The organism is Nonomuraea sp. NPDC047529 (assembly GCF_040642995.1).
Classification (GTDB): Bacteria; Actinomycetota; Actinomycetes; order Streptosporangiales; family Streptosporangiaceae; genus Nonomuraea.
Genome location: NZ_JBEYTJ010000034.1, coordinates 46,961 through 60,598, shown reverse-complemented (window position 1 = coordinate 60,598; position 13,638 = coordinate 46,961). Strand labels below are relative to the sequence as shown.

General features: G+C 71.0%; 17 protein-coding genes. 5 read left to right on the top strand and 12 right to left on the bottom strand.

What is annotated here, in order from left to right; genetic code table 11:
• Window positions 1-70: 70 nt before the first annotated feature.
• Entirely contained in the window at window positions 71-2,020 is a 1,950-nt protein-coding gene (locus ABZ815_RS38850; protein WP_357706211.1) for a hypothetical protein, read from the bottom strand.
• A 169-nt stretch (window positions 2,021-2,189) separates the two neighbouring features.
• Here ABZ815_RS38850 and ABZ815_RS38845 point away from each other — a divergent pair, with 169 nt between their 5' ends.
• The 3 genes from ABZ815_RS38845 to ABZ815_RS38835 all read left to right on the top strand — a co-directional run bounded on the left by ABZ815_RS38845 (window position 2,190) and on the right by ABZ815_RS38835 (window position 4,754).
• Window positions 2,190-2,855, top strand: coding sequence for a hypothetical protein (locus ABZ815_RS38845; RefSeq protein ID WP_357706210.1), 666 nt, complete (start codon window positions 2,190-2,192; stop codon window positions 2,853-2,855).
• Window positions 2,852-3,505 carry a hypothetical protein gene (locus tag ABZ815_RS38840; protein ID WP_357706209.1) on the top strand — a complete coding sequence of 218 codons (654 nt, stop codon included), beginning with the start codon at window positions 2,852-2,854 and terminating at the stop codon, window positions 3,503-3,505. Before ABZ815_RS38845 ends, ABZ815_RS38840 begins: the two co-directional genes overlap by 4 nt.
• Before the next feature lie 313 nt (window positions 3,506-3,818).
• Entirely contained in the window at window positions 3,819-4,754 is a 936-nt protein-coding gene (locus tag ABZ815_RS38835) for a hypothetical protein (RefSeq protein ID WP_357706208.1), read from the top strand.
• Here the strand turns inward: ABZ815_RS38835 and ABZ815_RS38830 are convergent.
• Complete coding sequence (locus ABZ815_RS38830; RefSeq protein ID WP_357706207.1) at window positions 4,741-5,982, bottom strand: hypothetical protein; 1,242 nt, start codon at window positions 5,980-5,982, stop codon at window positions 4,741-4,743. The two genes, ABZ815_RS38835 and ABZ815_RS38830, sit on opposite strands and share 14 nt — an antisense overlap.
• 215 nt (window positions 5,983-6,197) lie before the next feature.
• Here ABZ815_RS38830 and ABZ815_RS38825 point away from each other — a divergent pair, with 215 nt between their 5' ends.
• Window positions 6,198-6,752, top strand: coding sequence for an XRE family transcriptional regulator (locus ABZ815_RS38825; RefSeq protein ID WP_357706206.1), 555 nt, complete (start codon window positions 6,198-6,200; stop codon window positions 6,750-6,752).
• Here the strand turns inward: ABZ815_RS38825 and ABZ815_RS38820 are convergent.
• From ABZ815_RS38820 to ABZ815_RS38775, 10 genes are all read right to left on the bottom strand, one after another.
• The gene (locus ABZ815_RS38820) at window positions 6,728-7,480 is read right to left on the bottom strand and encodes a methylated-DNA--[protein]-cysteine S-methyltransferase (protein WP_357706205.1); all 753 of its coding nucleotides are present in this window, start codon (window positions 7,478-7,480) and stop codon (window positions 6,728-6,730) included. The genes ABZ815_RS38825 and ABZ815_RS38820 overlap by 25 nt on opposite strands.
• Window positions 7,477-8,037, bottom strand: a complete 561-nt coding sequence (locus ABZ815_RS38815; RefSeq protein ID WP_357706204.1) for a sigma-70 family RNA polymerase sigma factor — start codon at window positions 8,035-8,037, stop codon at window positions 7,477-7,479. The genes ABZ815_RS38820 and ABZ815_RS38815 overlap by 4 nt, the downstream gene beginning before the upstream one ends.
• Before the next feature lie 103 nt (window positions 8,038-8,140).
• The gene (locus ABZ815_RS38810) at window positions 8,141-8,443 is read right to left on the bottom strand and encodes a DUF1416 domain-containing protein (RefSeq protein WP_357706203.1); all 303 of its coding nucleotides are present in this window, start codon (window positions 8,441-8,443) and stop codon (window positions 8,141-8,143) included.
• Window positions 8,443-9,282, bottom strand: coding sequence for a sulfurtransferase (locus tag ABZ815_RS38805; protein ID WP_357706202.1), 840 nt, complete (start codon window positions 9,280-9,282; stop codon window positions 8,443-8,445). The genes ABZ815_RS38810 and ABZ815_RS38805 overlap by 1 nt, the downstream gene beginning before the upstream one ends.
• On the bottom strand, window positions 9,279-9,692 hold the full coding sequence (locus ABZ815_RS38800; RefSeq protein WP_357706201.1) for a DUF4395 domain-containing protein: 414 nt from the start codon (window positions 9,690-9,692) through the stop codon (window positions 9,279-9,281). Before ABZ815_RS38800 ends, ABZ815_RS38805 begins: the two co-directional genes overlap by 4 nt.
• A 173-nt stretch (window positions 9,693-9,865) precedes the next feature.
• Window positions 9,866-10,324, bottom strand: a complete 459-nt coding sequence (locus ABZ815_RS38795; RefSeq protein WP_357706200.1) for a thioredoxin family protein — start codon at window positions 10,322-10,324, stop codon at window positions 9,866-9,868.
• Window positions 10,325-10,352: 28 nt separating this feature from the next.
• Window positions 10,353-11,165 carry a zf-HC2 domain-containing protein gene (locus ABZ815_RS38790; protein ID WP_357706199.1) on the bottom strand — a complete coding sequence of 271 codons (813 nt, stop codon included), beginning with the start codon at window positions 11,163-11,165 and terminating at the stop codon, window positions 10,353-10,355.
• Window positions 11,165-11,677: a sigma-70 family RNA polymerase sigma factor gene (locus ABZ815_RS38785; protein ID WP_357706198.1), complete on the bottom strand. Its 513-nt coding sequence runs from the start codon at window positions 11,675-11,677 to the stop codon at window positions 11,165-11,167. The genes ABZ815_RS38790 and ABZ815_RS38785 overlap by 1 nt, the downstream gene beginning before the upstream one ends.
• Before the next feature lie 37 nt (window positions 11,678-11,714).
• Window positions 11,715-12,380, bottom strand: a complete 666-nt coding sequence (locus ABZ815_RS38780) for a DUF2993 domain-containing protein (RefSeq protein ID WP_357706197.1) — start codon at window positions 12,378-12,380, stop codon at window positions 11,715-11,717.
• Window positions 12,381-12,452: 72 nt separating this feature from the next.
• The gene (locus ABZ815_RS38775) at window positions 12,453-12,704 is read right to left on the bottom strand and encodes a MoaD/ThiS family protein (protein ID WP_357706196.1); all 252 of its coding nucleotides are present in this window, start codon (window positions 12,702-12,704) and stop codon (window positions 12,453-12,455) included.
• Window positions 12,705-12,880: 176 nt separating this feature from the next.
• On the opposite strand from ABZ815_RS38775, the gene ABZ815_RS38770 reads away from it, so the two are divergent.
• Window positions 12,881-13,573: a response regulator transcription factor gene (locus ABZ815_RS38770; protein ID WP_357706195.1), complete on the top strand. Its 693-nt coding sequence runs from the start codon at window positions 12,881-12,883 to the stop codon at window positions 13,571-13,573.
• Window positions 13,574-13,638 lie beyond the last annotated feature (65 nt).

Here is a 13,638-nt window from a genome sequence, read left to right as displayed (position 1 = left end):
CAATTCCCCCACAGTCGGTTCTCAGTAAAGTCCCGCCGATCGTCAGCTCCTCACCACGCCCTTGACCAGGTCATTGCCTGCCCTTGCGCCAGTCAAGGCGTGGCGGTGGTGGCCCGAGGTTGGGTGGCGGCTCTCCGTCGGCGCCCTCGTCGCCCGCCTCAAGGGCCAGCACGGCCTCGCGCACCTCCTCCAGATCGCCCAGCGTGGTCTTGGGGAAGGTCAGGATGGCCGGGTTGGCGTCGGCCAGCCGCACCCGCCGGCCCTCGGCGGTCGCGTCGGTGACGATCACGGACGTCGTGGGGAGCTGCTGGAGCTGGTGCGGCTCGACCAGGAACTCGCGCGAACGGTGCAGCACGCGCTCGGTCTCGGAGATCTTGTCCGCGGTCCTGCCCCACTCGGTGGACTCGGTGATGTCCTCGACCAGGTCGGCGTGGCCGTCGCCGCGGTCGTGCCGGTCGTCGTCGACCTGGGAGATGGTGGAGGTGTAGCCGCCGTCGAGGCCCGGCAGGGCGTCGCTGATCGTCTCGGTGAGCTGGGCCAGCTCCAGCCGGTGCTCGGTGCCGACGTGCTCGCTGGCGACCCGGGCGTCCTCGGCGTTGCCGAGGCGCATGAACGCCACCGCCGCGTGGCCGCGCCCCAGGCGCTCCTTCACGGTGGGGGTCAGGCTCCGGTACGTCAGCACCAGCCCCGTACGGGAGGTCTCGCACGCGTCCATGAGCCGGTCGAGCACGTCACCGCGGAGCTTGTCGGCGCCCGCCACGATGATCGTGTGGTACCAGGGCCGGTCGGAGGCGGGCGACTGGCGCAGGATGTGGGTGAGCGCGGTGGCCACGTACGTGCCGAGCACGCGGTTGCCGAACACGCCGGCCTGCCGGTCCATGCTCACCACCCGCAGCCGGGCGGGCGGCAGGCGCACGGCCTGGGTACCGAGCGTCTCCAGCTTGCGCAGCTGCGACTCCAGGGCCCAGGCGCGCTCGATCACCACCCGGTCGCTCACGCCGCGGCCGAACAGCGTGCCGATGCGTTCGAGCTGGGTCGCGGTGATCAGGCCGAAGCGCAGGTCGTCCCGCGGGTCGCCGACCTGCGCCAGTGCCCGCAGGGCGGCGGTGACCTGGCTGATGGTGGCGTTCTCGCCGAGCACTTCGAGCACCCGCTCCAGGATGGCGTTGTCGAAGCTGAGGTCACGCGTGGTGCGCTGCTCCTCGCTCACGCTGACCACGTGGGCCAGCACGTCGGCGAACGCCTCCGGCTTCAGCGTGGCCCCGAGGTCGAGCTTGGGCAGGTCGACCGGCAGCACCCAGACCAGCGGGTCGTCGCCGCCCTTGCGGGCCAGCTCGATCAGGTCCTTGGCGATCGCGCCCTCCGACAGGTCGAGCACGGTGAGGTGGCCGCCGCTGTAGAGCCGGGTGGCGCCGAGCAGCGTGATCAGCGCGGACCAGCCCGGCAGCGTGCCGCCGGCCACGTCGATGCGGTCGATCTCGTCGGGGACGGCGACGGCGTACCAGGTGAGCTGGCGTTCGTGGCGCTCCTTGGACTCCTGCCACTCGCGGTAGCGCCGGGCGTGCTCCTCCTGGGCACGGAACAGTTCTTTGTCACGTTCCTGACGTTGCCGGTCGTCCCTGGCCTGCTGTTCGAGCACCCTGAAGCGCACCGCCCGGTCACCCTGGAGCAGGGCGTAGGTGCAGATGCCCGCCACCCCTCCGGCCGCGACCAGCCCGAGGATCGCGAACGACCACCCCAGGTAGCCGCTGAACGCGGCCACGAGGATCAGCACGGACACGGTCAGGCTGATGGCCCGGATGACGCGTACGGGCCGGTTGAGCATGTCCTCCTGGAGCCGCTCGCGGCGCAGCGCCTCGGCCGCCGCGCGCTCGGACGACTCCGCGGCCGGCGCGGGCTCCTGGACCGGCGAGGGCCGTTTGGGCGGCGGTCCGGGGTCGGGATGCAGCAGCATGTACTGCCACCCCAGGTAGATGCGGTCCGCCTGGAGCTGGGCATGCTCGGGATGCACGTCCGCCACGTGACCCTCCGGCCGCGATATGTCGTTAGTTGCAGGGGCCAGCCCTTTTCCGCTCCGTGACAGCGTATGAGCTTCCACCCCCGTAGCGGCAGGGTTCGCGGCAATTCCACCCACCAGAAGGGAGCATTGCGGCAGATGGGGCAAGCGTGACCTATTACCATCCATACCCATGACGGAACCCTCCGGCGACACGAGGCCCAGACGCCCGGTGGCGGTGCCCATCGTGGCTCTCGTGGCGGTCACGGCCGTCGGCATCACCGCCTTGCTGGGCGGGCTGAACGAGGCCGCCGACAAGGGCCCGGACCTGCTCGCCCAGGGCGCGACCCTGGACCAGGGCCGTTACTCCACGCGCTTCGTCGAGTCGCGGGTCAAGGTGGAGAAGGCCGAGACCCAGTTCGACGAGGACAAGCGGTTCGTGGAGCTGGTCTTCGAGGTCACCAACAAGGGGGACGAGACGTCCAGCGTCGGCCTGCCTCCCGACCCCGCCAAACCGGAACAGGCGTGGCTCGGCGAGTCCTTCGCCGACTCGCTCGTGGCCATCAGCCCCAAGTTCCCCAAGGAGTCGGGGCCCTTCGTCTACGCCGTGAACAAGGGCGACGAGACCCGGCAGCTCCATCCGGGCGTGACCAGCCAGGTCCTCGTCCGCTACCGGCTCGGCGCGACCGAACGGCCGCCGGACAAGGTCACCGTCGACGTGGCCACCTTCGAGTACGTCCCCGGCTTCGAGGACCAGCGGCTGCGCTGGCAGATGATCGCCGAGGAGAAGGACGACAAGTTCTTCCCCGAGGTGAAGGCCCGCGTGACGATGCCGGTCAAGGCGGGTGAGGGGGCATGACCGCCACCCAGCCGCGTTCCTCCGCCGTCCCGGACCGGCCCGGCCGTCCCGACCGCCACGCCGGGCGCGGGCGCAAGCGGGGCTCGACGCTGCTCAACGCGTGCGCCGGGTTGCTGCTGGCGGCCGCCGCCGTCGGGCTCCAGACGTTCCACCTGTCCGCCAACGAGGCGAGCGCCAAGGTGACGTACAAGGGCGTCAAGGGCGAGAGCGTGGACGCCCGGCGGTTCACCGTACGGCTCGACTCGTTCGTGGCCGCCAAGACGATCCAGAACAGCGACCAGACCATCGCGACGGACAACCTGTTCCTGGTGGTCACCGCCTCGGCCAAGTCGAGCCTCAAGCCGTACCACCTGGGTCAGCCGGAGCTGCTGACCACGGACGGCAAGAAGTTCGACGCCACCGACCGCGTGGCGAGCCCTCTGACGCTGGCCAACACGTGGGTGCAGCCCGACATCTGGGTCAGCGGGCGGTTCTTCTTCGAGGTTCCTCCATCGGCGTTGCCGGGGGCGCGGGTGGTCTTCGGGCTGCCGGCCGAGGTGGTGGTGGAGCCGTTCCAGCCGGAGGTCGAGGTCGACCTCGGGCTCGACGAGGAGGCCGCGCGCAAGCTCGCGGCCTCGCCGCAGGCCGTCTACTCCACCGTCAAGAAGTGATCGCACTGTGAGCACGAACGAGCGCGACTGGTTCGCCCCCAGGAACGACCACCAGGCCGAGGACCCTTCTCCTTCGGCCTTCCCGCCTCCCCCGCCGCCACCGGGCCCGGCGACGCCTCCGGGACCGCCTGCGGCTCCGGCGTCCCCGGCGTTCCCCGCGCCCGGGCAGGCGTCCGCGCCGGAGCCGCAGGCGCCCCTGCCGGCCAGGCCGCCCAGGCCCCGCCGCCGCCGTACGGCCTCGCCGCCCCCGAACCACCCCACGCCGCCCCCTGGGTACGGTATGCCCGGCGCGGGAGCGCCCGGTGGCCCCCGGATGCCCGAAGCACCGCAGAACCCCGCACAGGGGCCTTTCGGGCAGGGCACGCCCGCGACGGGTACCGGGTTCGGGCAAGGGGCGTCAGGGGCCGGGTTCGGGGGGCAGCCGTCCGCCGGGCACGGGTTCGGGCAGCAGGGGCCGGAACGCGGCCGGTACGTGCACCCCGATCAGCAGGTCTGGCCGCCCGCCCCCCGGGAGTCCTCCGGAGGCCGCAGCACGCAGCCGTTGCCCGCCATCCGCCCCGGCATGACCATGCCGTCCCCGCAGCGGGCCCCCGGCGCGGCCCCCGGCGCGGCTCCCGGCGCGGCTCCCGGCGCGGGCTCCGTGCCGCCGGAGCAGCCGCCGGCGCCGCAGGAGCCCCCGCAGCCCAGCCGCGGCCGGCTGGCCCTGGTCGCCGTGGGCGCCGTCGTGGCGTCCGTCGTCGCCATGGGCCTCACCACGTACGACGGTTACGTCTTCTACGACACGACCATCACCGACGGCATCACGGTCAGGGAGATCTCCGTCGCCCCCGGCCAGTCGGGCAAGCTCCACGACATCGAGTGGAAGGCCGCGCTGAGCACCGTCCCGGCCCCTCAGGGCAGCAAGCACGGCCCCGAGGTCACCTGGCTGAAGGTGGACATCACCCAGAAGCTGCTCGACGAGGGCAGCGCGACCATGACCGCCGCGCCGGGCAAGGTCAAGCTGGAGGACCGCGCCGGCCGGAGCTGGACCGTGGAGTTCGAGCCGGGCGATCGCCCGACGGACCGGCTGGAGCTGGGCAAGGAGTACAAGATCGAAGGCATGGCCATCGTCCCGACGCCGGTCGCGAACGAGGTCGAGCTCTCCTTCACGCCCAGCGACTACCGCTCCGACACCCCCACGGCGGACTTCTTCAAGCGCGAGAAGGCGGGCAAGCCGGAAGCGGACGTGCTGCGGTTCAGACGTCGGTGAGCGGCTCGCCCTTGAGCCTGGCCCGCGTGGCGGCCAGGTCGTACGTGGCCGCCAGCAGCGCCATGGTGAGCACGGTGACGACCATCTCGCGCACGAACGTCACCGGCCCCTGCTTGTACGTCCAGGCCCACTCGGCCTGCGAGCCGACGAGCGTCACCACGGCGCGCTCGGCGTACTCGGCGCCCACGGTGAGGACGACGTAGCACAGGCACATCATGCCGAACAGCGGCGCGCCACCCTTGATGATCATCCGCAGGGAGTTGGCCAGCGGCAGCCAGCGGTCCCGGAAGCCGCCGGTGAGCTGGTCGAACGACCTCTTGGTGAGGTCGTGGCTGCCCTCCAGCCGGTCCACGCCCCGTTCGAGCCGGGTGCCCTTGAACAGGCTGCGGGTCTCGTCGGAGTAGGCGCCGAACACGAGCATCGCGATGGTCAGCCAGGCCAGCGGGACGGCGACGCCGTCGATGAAGTACGGCCAGAAGTCGCCCACCGCGTCCGTGACCGTCTTCCACAGCGGCACGCTCTTCTCCGCCTGCTCCACCAGGTCCTCGGTGCCGGCGACCACGCTGCGGTGCTCCACCCAGTCCGAGCGCAGCCCGGCGATGGCGACGGTGGCGTTCAGGCCGTAGAAGACGAAGGCGAACTCGGAGAAGGCGGCGCCGAAGCCGAACAGTTTGCCCTTGCCCTGCTCCACGAACTTGGCGAACAGCCACTTCAGGCCGAACAGCACGACCATCGCGCCCAGCGACACCCGCCAGTCGAGGTCGGTCAGCCCCTTGCCGACCTGGGTCTTCTCACCGAACCAGGCCGCCGACGTCATGTCGTAGAAGTGGTGGTTCAGGTCCATGCGCTGGAGGGCGCGCGCGTCCTCCACGTGCCAGCCCCATGAGAGGTAGAGCACCGCGAAGGCGGGGGCCACCCGGTCGAGCACCCTGAAGAAGCGCTCGTCCTCGACGCCCTCGCTCCTCCGGGCACGCATCTCCCACAGCGCGCCGCGCAGGGTGTAGAGCATGCCCGTGGTGACCGTCATCACCGCGAGGACGATCATGGTCAGGAACGTGACCGTGCCCACCAGCCGGACCTGCCGGAAGTCGCCGTAGGCGAGCTCGGTGGCGGCGTACAGCAAGGCGAAGCGCACGACCTGGCCCGCCGCGTACCAGAGGATCAGCGGCAGCGCGCATCTCCCCGCGAGGCGCAGCGCGTGCAGGGGCAGCGAGTACGGCGACGGCATCCGCTGAGCCGGCGCTGACCCAGGTCGGGGCGGCGCCATCACACCTGTCGATCCGGACATCTGCTGAATCGTAGCGGTCTGTCCCTTACGCCGCAGCCGCAACTCGCGGACACCCGGTGACCAGCGTGTTCGCGGACCATTTCCGAGCAGTGACAAATCCGGGAGCCGAAGGATCGGCGGTCCACATCGGACGAACCGTGCGGCACGATGGCGTCATGGACCCGCTGCCCGCGTTCGACCAGGACCCCGCCGTCGTCGGTGATCGGCTGCGACGGCTGCGACAGGCGCGCGGAGTCTCGCTGTCCGAGCTCGCCAAACGGGCAGGCATCGGCAAGGCCACGCTGTCCGGCGTCGAGACCGGCACCCGCAACCCCACGCTGGAGACGCTCTGGGCGATCACCGCGCAGCTCGGCGTGCCCATCGGAGCGATACTCGACTCCCCGCCCGAACCGCGGACCATGCGCGGCGCCGCCATCGAGGCCGACCTGCTGGAGGTCTTCGAGGACGACAGCGTCACCTACGAGCTCTACCGCGTCCGCGTGCCGCCGGGCATCACCCAGACCTCCCCCGCCCACCACAAGGGCGTCAGCGAGCACGTCACGGTCTTCAGCGGCACGCTCAGCGCCGGCCCGATCCACGAACCGCTCACGGCCGGGCCCGGCGACCACATCTCCTGGCTGGCCGACGTCCCCCACGGCTACCGCGCGCACGGCCCCGACGTCGTGCGCGCGACCCTTCTGATGCGTTACCCGGCCAAGCCTTCCACCTGAGCGGGCCGGCAGGTGCGGCACGGCCGGTAGCCGGCCGCCCTGGCCTGGGCCAGGCTGCGGAAGCCGTGGCGGTGGGCGGGGGTGATCCGGCGGGCGTTGTGACAGGTCGGGAAGCACACCACGCCGGTGGTGTCGCTGGCCAGGTAGAACACCCGCTCCCCGGCCAGCGAGCGCACCCGGTCGAGATCGACGCCCTCGGCCAGCAGCAGCCGTTCCTTGGCCGCCGGGCCGAACACGTAGTCGCCGGTCACGCCGTCGGACCTGACGACCCGGTGGCAGGGCACGAGCAGCGGCACCGGGTTGGCGCCGAGCGCCGTCCCCACCGCCCGTACGGCCCGCGGCCGCCCGATCTGCGCGGCCACCCACGCGTACGGCCTGACCTCGCCCCTCGGGATCGTCCTGACCGCGTCGAGCACGTCGCGCTGGAAGCCGCTGACGCCGCGCAGGTCCAGCGGCAGCTTGCCCAGGCGGCCGGTGCGCAGCGCGGGCAGCAGCCCGGCGGGCGGCCGTTCGGCGGCCAGCAGCGGCCGGCCGAAGCGTTTCCTGAAGGAGGCGGCGAAGTCGTCGCCGGCGTGCACGTACGCCACGCCCTGGTCGGTGAAGGCCACGCGCAGCTCGCCGATCGGCGCGGGCACGCTCACCCAGCGGGCGGCGATCCGGTCGAGCAGCCCGTCGGGCGCGTCGGTGGCCAGCCCGGCCAGCCCGGCCAGTAGCGAATCGTTGTTCATCGGGCACCTCCCAGTTCACGGAGCCGCCGCAGCCCTCGCGACACGTGTGACTTGACCGTGCCCTGCGGAATCCTGAGCACGGTGGCGATCTCGCTGACCGGCAGGTCGACGACGTGCCGGAGCACCACCGCGGCCCGCTGCTCGTCGGGCAGCAGGCCGAGCAGCTCCGACAGCTCGTCGCCGGTCTCCTTGCGGACCGCCGCCTCCTCGACGTTCTGGGCGGGGTCGGGCTCGTCCACGGGTTCGTCACGCAGGTCGGGCGGCGGTTTGCGGGATTTGGCCCTGGCGCAGTTGCGCCAGATGTTCATGAGGATCGTCATCAGCCAGGCCCGCGGTTGCAACGCGGCCACGCGGTCGGGCCCGTAACCCGCCAGCGCCCGGTACGCCCGCAGGAACGCCTCGGCGGTGAGATCCTCGGCGTCGGCCCAGCGCCCGCTCAGCCGCAGCGCGGTCGAGAAGACCAGGCCGCGGTGGGCGGCGTACAGCTCGGCGAAGCCCTCGTCGAGGTCGTCGAGGAGCGCCTTGCGCACCGGGTCGAGGCAGTCGGTTCCACTCACAATCTCTCCAACACCGCCGCGCCGGTTTCGGTTGCGTCCGCCCGGAACGGGGACGGGGCCCGTGTCCGATGTGGACACGGGCCCCGCCTTGACGCTGTCGGGCTCAGACGGCGACCGCGAGCTGGGAGACCTCACCCAGCCTGGCCTCCACCTGAACGTCCCGGGTGACGCCGCCGCCCGCGATGATGCGGACGGTCCAGTCGCCGGGCGCGGCGAAGAAGCGGAAGACGCCGTCGTCGGAGACGACGACCTCACCGGTGAACTCGCCGGAGTGGTCGAGCAGCCGCGCGTAGGCGGTGGTGGCGCCCGTCACCACGCCCTGGATGACGGCCTGGTTGGACAGATCGATCCCGGCCGGCAGCGCGATGGTCTGCTCCGGCGCTCCGCAACCCTGTGCAGTGGTCATCAGCGGGCCTCTCCCAGCTCGATCGGCACGCCCACGAGCGAGCCGTACTCGGTCCACGAACCGTCGTAGTTCTTCACGTTGGCCTGGTCGAGGAGCTCGTGCAGCACGAACCAGGTGTGCGCCGAACGCTCGCCGATGCGGCAGTAGGCGATGGTGTCCTTGCCGAAGTCGACGCCGGCCTCGCCGTAGAGGGCGCGCAGCGCGTCGTCGGACTTGAAGGTGCCGTCGTCGTTGGCGGCCTTGGACCACGGGATGTTGCGGGCCGTGGGCACGTGGCCGCCGCGCTGGGCCTGCTCCTGCGGGAGGTGGGCCGGGGCGAGCAGCTTGCCGGTGAACTCGTCGGGCGAGCGCACGTCGACCAGGTTGAGCTTGCCGATCGCGGAGACCACGTCGTCGCGGAAGGCGCGGATCGCGGAGTCCTGCTCCTGGGCGACGTACTGGGTCTTGGCGCGCTCGGGCACGTCGCGGACCAGCTCGCGGGAGTCGAGCTCCCACTTCTTGCGCCCGCCGTCGAGCAGCTTGACGTCCTGGTGGCCGTAGAGCTTGAAGTACCAGTAGGCGTAGGACGCGAACCAGTTGTTGTTGCCGCCGTAGAGCACGACGGTGTCATCGTTGGAAATGCCGCGGTCCGACAGCAGGGCCTCGAAACCGGTCTTGTCCACGAAGTCGCGGCGGACCGGGTCCTGCAGGTCCTGCCGCCAGTCGACCTTCACGGCGCCACGGATGTGGCCCTTGTCATAGGCGCTGACGTCTTCGTCGACCTCGACGAGTACGACGCCAGGGGTGTCGAGGTTGGCCTCGACCCAGTCGGCGTCCACCAGGGCGGCGGAGCGGCTCATTCGGAAACCTCCATGTTGGCGGCGGGCAGTAGACGGCGGGTGAGCAGGTACGTTTCGCAGCCGAGGCAGAATCCGAAGGCTGCGTTGAGGAAGGCGGCGAGGAGAGCCGCGGCCGTGGCCCCGAGGGCCAGCGATGTGATCCCGGCGGCGAACCCGGCCAGCCCCACGACCGCGAAGAGCAGCCCGACCCCCTGCGCGAACCGCGGCGGGCGAGCGTCCTCCGTCTCCTTCGGGGCGCTTTTGACGAGCGCCTTGAAGAGCATCGTGTACGGCGAGAGCCGCGCGACTCCGAGTGCGAAGACCACCGCCTGGGCGGCAAGCAGCCACGCGCTGCCCGTCACGAGGACGAGAGCGAGGACCAGGGTGGTGATGGCCGCGGCGAAGCGCAGGGCTCTGGGATCAGCACGCATCACAGGATGCTCCTGAAGGGGGCGATGGGGCGGACCAGATGTCCGCGGTGACCGTCCTCAGGCAGCGCGACAGAGCGCGGTGGCGACGCGGCAGAAATCAACTGCGCGCCGCTTCGTGAGCAGCTCTGTCGACGGGTTCATGGCGTCGACACTACTCGTCGTCTCGCCATCTGTCACATCTCGTCCGAGTTCTGAGACAGTTCGTGAGACGGCGATGACTCCCCGGAGGGGATCGCGGCCCCCAGCGCGGCCAGCACGTCGGCCTTCCGCGGCAGGCCGGACGCCTTCTTGACGACGTTCCCTGACGGATCCAGCACAAGCACTGTGGGCGTGCGCATGATGTCGAGCCGGCGCACCAGGTCGAGCCGGGACTCGGCGTCGATCTCGACGTGCGCCACCCCGGGCACGAGCGCGCTCACGTCGGCCAGCACCCGCCTGGTCGCCCGGCAGGGCTGGCAGAACGCGGTCGAGAACTGCACCAGCGTGGCCCGCTCGCCCATGGCGGCGCCCAGCATGTCCGCGGTCAGCCGTTCTCCGGCCGCCGCGCGCACCCGTCCGTCGCGGCGCAGACGTACCACCCCGATCACCGTACCGAGCGCCAGCGTCGCCAGCGCGATCCACAGGCCCGTCACCTCAGGCTGCAACCATGACGGCCCGCGATTACTTCCGCGCCGGGCCGGCGACCTCGACCAGGACGCGTCCTGCCTGGTCGACGACCTCGAAGCGGGTGATGTTCCGCATGAGGACCGGCGTCTCCATCTGGAAGACGGTCTCTTTGCGATAGCTCTCGCGGCTGACGGTCCAGCTCCCGGCGATCTCGCGCCGCCCTCCGTCGTCGTAGACGGCCAGGCTGCACTCGGTGCCGACCGGCACGTTCCGCACGGTCACCAGCAGCTCGGTGGTCGCGCCGCCGGGCAGGGCGTAGACCGTGGCGTAGTAGTCCTTGGCCGGGTTCTCGCCCTTGAACGCCCGGCCGTCGGCGGTTCTCCCCGTTTTCGTGGGCATCGTGCTCGGTGACGGGACGGCCTTCTTGAGCCGGGTGTCGGGGGCGGCGTCACTGGCGACGTAGGACTCGGTCTTCAGCGAGTCGTCGGCCGCCGAGGACCCGGGGGCGGCCGCGGGCGCGGCGGCCGACTGCTGCGCGGTGTCCTGGCGGGTGACGGTCCAGACCGTGCCGCCGACGGCGATCACCGCGACGGAGGCGGCCACGGCCAGCACGAGCCGCCCGCGCCGGTACCGCCGGGCGCGGGCGTTGAGCAGCCGGTCGAGCACCTGGCGCGGCGGGCTGGCCACCAGCTCGACGTCGCGCTCGGACACCTTGCCGAGGAAGGCGGCGACGCCTTCGAGTTCGAGCAGCTCGGCGCCGCAGGTCTCGCAGGTGGCCAGGTGGTTGTCGATCTCCAGCGCCTCGTCGGGTTCGAGCGCGCCCAAGGCGTGCGCGCCCATCGCGATGCGCACTTCTTCACAGGTCATCACGGCGCCAGCCCCCGCTCCTCAAGTGCCAGCTTGAGCGCGCGCAGCGCGTAGTAGGTGCGCGACTTGACCGTGCCCGGCGGAATGCCCAGCGTCGCCGACGCCTCCTTCACCGATCGCCCCCGGTAGTAGACCTCCAGCAGCACCTCGCGGTGCTCGGGCCGCAGCGCGGCCAGCGCCTCGGCCACGGCCCACGACTCGACCGCCCGTTCCAGCTCGTCGTCGGCCGGCAGGACCGCGAGCGCCTCGTCGCCGGTCTCCTGCGGCCTCGCCTTCCTGGCGCGGTGCTGGTCGACCACGAGGTTACGCGCCACCGTGAACAACCACGCCCGGATGGGACGGCCGGAGAGGGCGTCGGGGTGCCGCCAGGCCCGCAGCAGCGTCTCCTGCACCACGTCCTCCGCACGTCCGGAATCACCCGTGAGTCGCAGCACGTACCCGTAGAGTGGCCCGGCGTGCTCGTCGAAGAGGGTGCGTACGAGCTCCTCGTCCGCGGTGCCTGCTGCGCTCACGCCCTCATCACGTACGGGGGGCCGCAGCGGTTCAGGCTCATCCACGGATGGGCACGTCAGACGCTTCGGCCGAGAACTCCAATCCGTCGGCCACGCTCTTGACCCCGGTGACCTTCACGTCGAAGGGCAGCCCGCCCTTGAACGGGATCGTGTAGGTCACGAAGTGGGCGAGCTGGTCGGGCAGGCCCTGGATCTTCTCCGCCTGGAGCCGGATGCCGCCGTCGGCCACGTCGACCCGCATCTCCGCGTTGAACCGCATCTTCTGCGCCCCCACCGTCACCTCTCCCGACGCCACGAGCCGCCTCCCGTTGCCGCTGATCTTGATGCCCCGGGGCGCGTACTTGTCGATCGTGGCCCGGGTGAGCGTGCCGCTCACGGTGACGCGCCCGGCCCGGACGTCGGCTCGGTTCTGCAGCACGTCGGACAGGGGGGCGGTCACGTCGTAGGCGGCGCCGCGCAGGTTCTGCACCGGCACGCCTCCGTAGGTGAGGGTGCCGAGATCGAACCGTACCTCGGGATAGTGCCCCGAGACGGCCTGAGTGAGAAACGGGATGCCCTCGATGCTCACCTTCGGGGTGTCACCGAGGTCGGAGGCGGCGGCGATGCGGTTGGCGAGGTCGCGCTCCACACCGGCCACGGCGACGCGGTCGACGACGACGAGGAGGACGGCCAGCACGAGCAGAAACATGATCAGCTTGCGCATGGGGCTCCCTGTCGTCGGCGGGGGTTCGAGCCTATCGATCCGGCGGTTCTCCTTCCCCGCCGGAGCCGCGGATCACCCGCCGGCGAAGGGCGGCAGCACCTCGACCGTGACGCCCTCGCCGAGCACGACCGTGTCGTGGGCGCGCCTGCCCACGGGAGCGCCGTCGACGAGGAAGGACGAGCGGCCGACCACCCGGGCGAGCTCGGCCCGGTTTTCTGTGATTTTCGTCATCAGTTCTTCAAGAGTTGTCGCGTCGAACGACTCTTCCGCGACTCCGGCGGCCTCCTTGGCCGCCGCCCAATAACGTACTTTTCCAGTGGCCATGCGCTGCCTCACAATCGACTCGGCTCTATTGTGCGCCGTTCTTAACACGCGTGTTTCAAAGGATCCGCTGTTCACCTGGTGGACGCGCAATGGACGCGACCAGGCCGTGGGATATCCTCGCGTACAGGACCTGGGCGACGTCGCCCCCGGGTCCTTGCGTGTTTGAGGAGGCTGTAATGAGCAACCTGCTGCTGCTGACCAATGCCCTCGAGCCGTCCTCCGAGGTGCTGCCGGCGCTCGGGTTGCTGCTCCACTCCGTCCGAGTCTCGCCGGCCGAGGTGTCGGCGCTCATCGACACGCCGCCCGCCGACGCCGTCGTGGTCGACGCGCGCAAGGAGCTCGTCCAGGCGAAGAGTCTGTGCCGGTTGATCCGCACCACGGGCATCGACTGCCCGTTGCTGGTGGTGGTGACCGAAGGGGGTCTGGCCGCCATGACCGCCGAGTGGGGGGTCGACGACGTGCTGCTCGAATCGGCGGGGCCCGCCGAGGTGGAGGCGCGGCTGCGGATGGCGACCGGGCGCAGGTCGCAGGTGTCCGCCGAGGACGTCCCCGACGAGATCCGCAGCGGCGACCTGTCGATCGACGAGGCCACCTACACCGCGCGGCTGCGCGGGAACGTGCTCGACCTGACGTTCAAGGAGTTCGAGCTGCTGAAGTACCTCGCCCAGCATCCCGGCCGGGTCTTCACCCGCGCCCAGCTGCTGCAGGAGGTCTGGGGCTACGACTACTTCGGCGGCACCAGGACGGTCGACGTGCACGTCCGGCGGCTGCGCGCCAAGCTCGGCACCGAGAACGAGTCGCTGATCGGGACCGTGCGCAACGTCGGCTACCGGTTCGTGCCCGACCGGAGCGATTCCGCGCACGTGTGATCCGTTGACCCGTGTTCGCCCGATGTGACACTTTGTCGTTGGGACTGTTTCCAACCTGTCAGGTC

What these genes read in the sequence shown, in the direction of transcription:
- ABZ815_RS38845 (WP_357706210.1), top strand. Translation starts at nt 2,190, where the DNA reads ATGACGGAACCCTCCGGCGACACGAGGCCCAGACGCCCGGTGGCGGTG.
- ABZ815_RS38840 (WP_357706209.1), top strand. Translation starts at nt 2,852, where the DNA reads ATGACCGCCACCCAGCCGCGTTCCTCCGCCGTCCCGGACCGGCCCGGC.
- ABZ815_RS38835 (WP_357706208.1), top strand. Translation starts at nt 3,819, where the DNA reads ATGCCCGAAGCACCGCAGAACCCCGCACAGGGGCCTTTCGGGCAGGGC.
- ABZ815_RS38830 (WP_357706207.1), bottom strand. Translation starts at nt 5,982, where the DNA reads ATGCCGTCGCCGTACTCGCTGCCCCTGCACGCGCTGCGCCTCGCGGGG.
- ABZ815_RS38825 (WP_357706206.1), top strand. Translation starts at nt 6,198, where the DNA reads ATGGACCCGCTGCCCGCGTTCGACCAGGACCCCGCCGTCGTCGGTGAT.
- ABZ815_RS38820 (WP_357706205.1), bottom strand. Translation starts at nt 7,480, where the DNA reads ATGAACAACGATTCGCTACTGGCCGGGCTGGCCGGGCTGGCCACCGAC.
- ABZ815_RS38810 (WP_357706203.1), bottom strand. Translation starts at nt 8,443, where the DNA reads ATGACCACTGCACAGGGTTGCGGAGCGCCGGAGCAGACCATCGCGCTG.
- ABZ815_RS38805 (WP_357706202.1), bottom strand. Translation starts at nt 9,282, where the DNA reads ATGAGCCGCTCCGCCGCCCTGGTGGACGCCGACTGGGTCGAGGCCAAC.
- ABZ815_RS38800 (WP_357706201.1), bottom strand. Translation starts at nt 9,692, where the DNA reads ATGCGTGCTGATCCCAGAGCCCTGCGCTTCGCCGCGGCCATCACCACC.
- ABZ815_RS38790 (WP_357706199.1), bottom strand. Translation starts at nt 11,165, where the DNA reads ATGACCTGTGAAGAAGTGCGCATCGCGATGGGCGCGCACGCCTTGGGC.
- ABZ815_RS38780 (WP_357706197.1), bottom strand. Translation starts at nt 12,380, where the DNA reads ATGCGCAAGCTGATCATGTTTCTGCTCGTGCTGGCCGTCCTCCTCGTC.
- ABZ815_RS38775 (WP_357706196.1), bottom strand. Translation starts at nt 12,704, where the DNA reads ATGGCCACTGGAAAAGTACGTTATTGGGCGGCGGCCAAGGAGGCCGCC.
- ABZ815_RS38770 (WP_357706195.1), top strand. Translation starts at nt 12,881, where the DNA reads ATGAGCAACCTGCTGCTGCTGACCAATGCCCTCGAGCCGTCCTCCGAG.